The organism is Streptomyces sp. NPDC093510 (genome assembly GCF_040683555.1).
Taxonomy (GTDB): Bacteria; Actinomycetota; Actinomycetes; order Streptomycetales; family Streptomycetaceae; genus Streptomyces.
The window spans coordinates 110,123-116,340 of sequence record NZ_JBFBEE010000026.1 but is presented as its reverse complement, the minus strand read 5'-3'; the positions used below and the strand labels follow the sequence as shown (position 1 = coordinate 116,340).

Annotated in this window: 5 protein-coding genes, 1 tRNA gene and 1 pseudogene; 4 read left to right on the top strand and 3 right to left on the bottom strand. The window is 71.2% G+C overall.

Annotation, left to right across the window (positions count from 1 at the left end; translation table 11 throughout):
• Both AB0N81_RS33290 and AB0N81_RS33285 read right to left on the bottom strand, forming a co-directional pair.
• A pseudogene (locus tag AB0N81_RS33290) lies at positions 1–393 on the bottom strand (hypothetical protein); the annotation flags it as partial.
• A gap of 169 nt (positions 394–562) precedes the next feature.
• A complete protein-coding gene (locus AB0N81_RS33285; protein WP_365364974.1) occupies positions 563–1,234 on the bottom strand; it encodes a TerD family protein in 672 nt (223 codons plus the stop codon).
• A 125-nt stretch (positions 1,235–1,359) separates the two neighbouring features.
• On the opposite strand from AB0N81_RS33285, the gene AB0N81_RS33280 reads away from it, so the two are divergent.
• Positions 1,360–1,635, top strand: a complete 276-nt coding sequence (locus AB0N81_RS33280) for a hypothetical protein (protein WP_365364972.1) — start codon at positions 1,360–1,362, stop codon at positions 1,633–1,635.
• 159 nt (positions 1,636–1,794) lie between these two features.
• Complete coding sequence (locus AB0N81_RS33275) at positions 1,795–1,935, top strand: hypothetical protein (protein WP_365364970.1); 141 nt, start codon at positions 1,795–1,797, stop codon at positions 1,933–1,935.
• Positions 1,936–2,164: 229 nt separating this feature from the next.
• Here AB0N81_RS33275 and AB0N81_RS33270 read toward each other — a convergent pair.
• Positions 2,165–2,237, bottom strand: a tRNA-Arg gene (locus AB0N81_RS33270).
• 270 nt (positions 2,238–2,507) lie between these two features.
• Here AB0N81_RS33270 and AB0N81_RS33265 point away from each other — a divergent pair.
• Together AB0N81_RS33265 and AB0N81_RS33260 are read left to right on the top strand one after the other, a co-directional pair.
• Positions 2,508–4,199: a dynamin family protein gene (locus AB0N81_RS33265; RefSeq protein WP_365364968.1), complete on the top strand. Its 1,692-nt coding sequence runs from the start codon at positions 2,508–2,510 to the stop codon at positions 4,197–4,199.
• A 5-nt stretch (positions 4,200–4,204) separates the two neighbouring features.
• On the top strand, positions 4,205–6,148 hold the full coding sequence (locus AB0N81_RS33260) for a GTP-binding protein (RefSeq protein WP_365364965.1): 1,944 nt from the start codon (positions 4,205–4,207) through the stop codon (positions 6,146–6,148).
• Positions 6,149–6,218 lie beyond the last annotated feature (70 nt).

Below are 6,218 nucleotides of genomic sequence, written 5' to 3'. Positions count from 1 at the left end.
CGTCCGGCTCCCGGCTCCCGGCTCCCGGCTCCCGGCTCCCGGCTCCCGGCTCCCGGCTCCCGGCTCCCGGCTCCCGGCTCCCGGCTCCCGGCTCCCGGCTCCCGGCTTGGCCAGCTTCTTAGTGTATCCAACACCATGCGAAATAACAGATAGTTTGCCCGGAATGGAGGAGATCTGTCCGCCGAAGCTCGCGGATACCGCAAGATCCACGGGTGTCGAAAGTGCTTGATCCCAAGGCAGTACGGGAAGGCCCAAGCTGGCGAAGAGCTCCTCGATACCGTCCTGAAAAGCAGAGGACCCCGTAGAGGTGATGAGCAGCTGCACGCGGAAGTCGTCATGGAAAAGCGGCAACACGTCCATGAGTCGGCCGGCGGAAGTGACGTTGTGAATCACCAGCAGAACCCGACGGCGAGCTGTACGGCTGGTCCAACGTTCCGAGTCGAGCCCGACCGGCACGCGTATCGGCAGGGGGTCAGCCCGCACTTGTGCCCCTCCTGAGCGTGTGTGCTGCTATCGCGCGATCACTGTAGCTGCGTTGCGATTCGGTCGAGCCAGTAGCGTCTCAGCCGGTGATGTCGACGCCGTACCCGCGTGCGAGGTCGGCCAGTCCGTGGTCGTAGCCCTGCCCGACGGCGCGGAAGCGCCAGACCGAGCCGCGTCGGTAGATCTCGGCGAGGAGCAGGGCGCGTTCGCTGGTGGCCGCGTCCATGGTGGTCCGTGCCAGTGCCGTGGCGCTCTCATCCGCCGCGGTAGCCACCTGGACCGCACCGACGTCGCCGAAGGTCACATGCCCGTCGATGGCGGCCGCGATGACGACTTTGCGTGAGGCGGGCGGGAGCGAGGCGAGGTCGATCTCGCAGGTGTCCTGTGGGGCCCAGCTCGCGGTGATGTGCCATGGGGGCGCGGGAGTTCCGGGCGGCGGTGCGGGCAGGTCGATGACACCGCCGCGCGGCAGTACGTGCGGAGCGGGCGGCGGGGACATGGTCGGCGACTCGCCGTCCTCGACCCCACCCGCCCTGTCTGCGGCGGCCGTTGGCGCGATGAGCCAGTGCTCGTCATGCAGGGGAAGCCCCAGGTCCGCGATCCGGCGCCTGCGGCGGTCGTATTCGCCTCCGGCCAGGACGAGGACGTCGGTGACGCTGCACGAGAGGTTGACGGCGGCGGAGCCACCGAGATCGACGACGCGGGTGCGGGCGGCGACCGCGTCGGCGTGCGTGCCGCCCAGGACGAGCACCGCCGCCCGGCCAGCGGTTTGTCCGCCGACGCGGTCCTATCGGGCTCCGGCGGGGCGACAGCGGTGACAGCGGAAACAACCTCACCATGAGGTATTTAGGTACTGCGGCGGCGGAGGTGTTGACGATGACGACAGCGGCGAAGTCGGTACGCCAGTCCCCGCTGAAGGTGGACCCGGCGACGGACAAACTGATCAGCCAGGGCGCTCATTTCCTGGGGCTGACAAAGAAGGACCTGGTGGCCGAGGCGGTCCGGGCGTATCTGGAGCAGCGCCGTGAGGATCTGCGGTCCGGCATGGTGGAGGCGCTCAGTGTGCTCGATGGCTCGCTGAAATCGGATGTGATGCTGCTGACCGGGCTGACCGCGGAGGAGATCGACGCGGTCGGGGGAATCGAGGAATGAGCGGACCCGGCCCGCTGCGCCCGGCCCGCCCTACGCTGCGCTGCTTACGCGAGGATTTGTGCCTCGCGGTGCCGCCGGTCACGGTGTCGCTGGACGAGATCGACCACCCGGTGCTGGCCAAGGCGTCCGAGCAGTTCGCGGACGAGGACGGCAAGCCAGGTGCGTGCGGACGACGGCCACGAGACCTACCTCGCCATCCGGATCACCGGTTCCGTGCCGCCGAACCTGACCGTGCTGATCCTGCGCAACGTCCCCGGCTGCGAGGCTGAGGGCTGGTATCCGGAGTACGCCCTGCCATAGCGGGACCTGCTCCCGGCCGAACAGGCGTGGTCCAACCTCATGGACCCACGCGCGGCTGCCCAGGTACTGGACGAGGAGCGGTAGCCAGGCGCCCGTCGGCGCGAACTGCAACCCCGATGTCAGGGTATGTATCCACGATCGTGGACAGTCAAGGCGCTTGGCCTCACAGCGATGTGCATCCGGACATGAAAGAGCCCCTCACGCGTTTCCGCAGGTGAGAGGCTATGTGCGCCCCCGGCAGGACTCGAACCTGCGGCCAAGCGCTTAGAAGGCGCCTGCTCTATCCACTGAGCTACGGGGGCCGGGTGTGGCCGGGTGGCGGAGGGCTTGGATGTGGGGGTGATCCGTGACCTTGCCGGGGACAAGGATAGGGCTCCCGGGGCCCTGTCCCTGGTGCTTCGCCTCCGCGCCGCGATGTGGAGGTTCGGTGAAGCGATCCTGATAATCGCAGGCAGGTGCGAATCTCGCATCGCTTTTGGCGTCTCACGCCCCGGGTGTTGTGCACTCGTTATGCCTGCGCCCCAGTCGCCCCTTCCATCCCCTGTGTCCGATCGGCGCGCAGGGGCAGTCATATGCTTCAGAAAGCCGCCAAAATTGGGCATTCTTCGCATGTGGTGACCTTGGACGTACGGCCTCAATTGCTTGACGCACTCTCCGCCCTGCGCGAGCGTGTCGCCGCCGCACGCTTTCCGCTCCCCCTGCCAGGGGCGCCACGCGCGCGTGCCAACCGGGACGAGTTGCTGGCACAGCTCGATGACTATCTGGTGCCCCGGCTCAGGGCGCCCGAAGCGCCGCTCCTCGCCGTCATCGGCGGATCCACCGGCGCCGGCAAGTCCACCCTCGTGAACTCCCTCGTCGGTCGGCAGGTCAGCGAGGCGGGTGTGCTGCGTCCCACTACACGGACGCCGGTGCTCGTCTGCCATCCCGACGACCATCACTGGTTCTCGGGGATGCGGATCCTGCCCGACCTCACGCGCGTGTGGGTGCCCCGGCAGGACCCCGGCGAGGGTGGGGAGGAGGACGGCGCGGGGGACGGCGAAGAGGACGTACCGGCGCTCGTCGGGGAGGACGAACGGGCCCTGCGGATCGAGACCGCGCACAGCCTGCCGAGCGGCCTCGCCCTCCTCGACGCCCCCGACATCGACTCCCTCCTCGCCGACAACCGCGTACTGGCCGCCGAACTGATCTCCGCCGCCGACGTATGGGTCATGGTCACCACCGCCTCCCGGTACGCCGACGCCGTGCCCTGGCATCTGCTGCGTACCGCCAAGGAGCACGACGCCACCCTCGTCACCGTCCTGGACCGCGTGCCCCACCAGGTGGTGACCGAGGTGTCACGGCAGTACGGGGCCCTGCTCGCCAAGGCGGGCCTCGGCGACGTACCGCGCTTCACCGTGCCCGAGCTGCCCGAGTCCGCGGGCGGCGGCGGGCTGCTCCCTGCCACCGCCGTCGCCCCCCTGCGCGCCTGGCTCACCCACCGCGTCCAGGACCCCTCCGTACGCGCCCAGGCCATCGCCCGCACCGCGCAGGGCGTCCTCAGGTCCCTCGACTCCCGGATGCCGGAACTGGCGGGCGCCGTCGCCGCCCAGCATGCCGCCGCGCTGCGGCTCACCTCGGCCGTCGACGACGCGTACGAGCACGAGCAGGAGCGCGTGAGCAGACGTCTGCAGGCGGGAGGCGTACTCGCCGGGGGCGCCCTGAAGCGGTGGCGCAGCTACCCGCTCGACTGCGGAGCCGACGAGCTGCTCGACGCCATCGCCGAAAGCCTGGAAGCGCTGCTGCTGTGCGCCGTCACCGCCGCCGACGAACGCATCGACGAGGCATGGCGGCGCGAACCGGCCGCGGGCGCCCCGGGCCTCGCCGACCGCGACCCGGAGGTGGAGAGCGCCGAGCACCGCATCGGGATGGCCGTCCGCAGATGGCGGCGCGTCCTGGAGGAGTACGCCGAGGACGAGGTGCGCGGCCTGGAAAGGGTCGACAAGAACGCCCTCCCCGACCCCGAAGTCGTCGCCGCGCTGCTCGCCGCCGCCCTGCTCGGCGGGCGCCGGGCGCGTTCGGCCGGGGAGGTACTCGCCGAGCGGATCGGTGCCCAGGGTGCGTTCCGGCTCCTCGACCGGGGCGGGTGCCTGCTGACCGACTACCTGGAGAAGGTGCTCGCCACCGAGCGGGAACGGAGGCTCGCGCCCCTGGACGCCCTCGAGGTGCATCCCGAACCCCAGGCCGAGCTCATCGCCGCCCTGTCCGTACTGCAGAAGGAGAGGTGACCGCGGTGACCGCCGTCACTGATCACGCCGACCGCCCCAACCACAGTGATCGCCCCAACCACAGCGACCGGAACGACCGCAGCGAACGGAACGCCCAGGACAAGCGGGGCAAGCCCGATGAGCGCCCCGGCAGCGGCTCCGAAAGGGCCTGGGACGACGGGCTCATCGCGCGCCGGGTCACGGGCGGACGTAAGGGCTCTAGCACGAACACCGACACCGGCACCGGTCCCGGCACCGGGATCGACACCCGAGTCCACTCGTACGCATCCACAGAAGCGCCCTCTTCTTATGAAGGGACGCCCACGTCCTACGAAGGGGCCCCCTCCACCACCCCCACGTCCCACGAAGCACCCCTGCGCGCCCGACTCGACGCCCTGCGCGAACTCGTCGGGCTCTCCCGCACCCGCCTCGACAGCGGCACGCTCGCCGAGGCCGGGCGGATCCTGGACGAGGCCGCCGCCCGGCGCAGGCTCTCCGAACGGCACACCGTCGTCGCCATCGCGGGCGCCACCGGCAGCGGAAAGTCGACGCTCTTCAACTCCCTCGCCGGCGTGATGATCTCGGACACCGGCGTGCGCAGGCCGACCACGGCCGCCCCCATCGGGTGCAGCTGGACGGACGGCGCGGCGGGGCTCCTCGACCGGCTCGGCATCCCGGGACGGCTGCGCCGCCGACCGCTCCAGGGGCCGGGCGCCGAAGAGCTTCAAGGGCTCGTCCTGATCGATCTGCCCGACCACGACTCGGCGGTCGGCGAGCACCGCGAGCACGTCGACCGCATTCTTGCCCTCGTCGACGCCGTCATCTGGGTCGTCGACCCGGAGAAGTACGCCGACGCGATGCTCCACGAACGCTATCTGCGGCCCATGGCCGGCCACGCGGAGGTCTCCTTCGTAGTGCTCAACCAGATCGACCGGCTCCCCGGAGACGCCGCCGACCAGGTCCTCGACGACCTGCGGCGACTCCTCGACGAGGACGGCGTCGCACTTGGTGAGCACGGTGAACCGGGCGCCACGGTGCTCGCGATCTCCGCGCTGACCGGAGAGGGAATGGGTGAACTTCGCGAGGTCCTCGGCCAGTTCACCCAGGAGCGGGGCGCCGCGGCCCGCCGCATCTCCGCGGACCTGGACGCCGCCGCGGCACGGCTGCGTCCGGTGTACGTCGCCGGGGCGCGCTCCGGCCGCGACCGCGGGCGGATCGGGCTCAGCGAGGAGGCGCGCGAGGAGTTCGCCGACCGGCTCGCGGAGGCGGTCGGCGCGACCGCCGCGGGGGACGCGGCGGAGCGCGCCTGGCGCAGGCACGCGGGCAAGGCGTGCGGCGACCCGTGGCTCAGGATGTGGCGCCTGTATGAGGCCCGGCGCTCCCCGCAGGGCGTCCCGACGTCGACCGCCCACGTCCCCATGGACGAGGAGGCGACCGCGCGCCAACGCGTGGAGCAGGCTGTGCGAACGGTCGCCGACCGGGCGGCGGCGGGTCTGCCAGCGCCCTGGGGACAGGCGGTACGGGAAGCCGCCGTGCGCGGCTCCGATGGGCTGCCCGAGGCGCTCGACGAGCTTGCGGTGACGGCGGGTGTGCCGACCGGGCGGCCGCCACGGCCGGGGTGGTGGCCCGTCGCGGTCCTCGCCCAGGCGGCGATGTCGCTGCTTCAGGTCGTGGGCGGTCTCTGGCTCGTGGGGCAGATCATCGGCATCGCCACGCCGAACCTGGGCGTGCCGGTGCTGCTGATGCTGGCGGGGATCGTGGGCGGCCCGTGCGTGGAGTGGTCGAGCCGGATGGCGGCGCGGGGGCCCGCGCGCCGGTACGGATACGAAGCGGAGCGGCGACTGCGGGAGGCGGCGGCCGGGTGCGGCCGGGCGCAGGTCCTCGATCCGGTGGCGGCGGAGCTGCTCAGGTACCGGGAGGTCAGGGAGCAGTACGTGCGAGTGACGGGGACGCGTGCCTCGATGGGGTGACGGAGTTTTCCACAACGTGGTGGTTGCCCACAGGGCTCAGCGGGATCGGCGCGACCGGTGCAGTCTGGAT

Excerpts from the sequence above, each read along its gene's own strand:
- AB0N81_RS33280 (WP_365364972.1), top strand. The coding sequence starts at position 1,360 with ATGACGACAGCGGCGAAGTCGGTACGCCAGTCCCCGCTGAAGGTGGAC.
- AB0N81_RS33265 (WP_365364968.1), top strand. The coding sequence starts at position 2,508 with ATGCTTCAGAAAGCCGCCAAAATTGGGCATTCTTCGCATGTGGTGACC.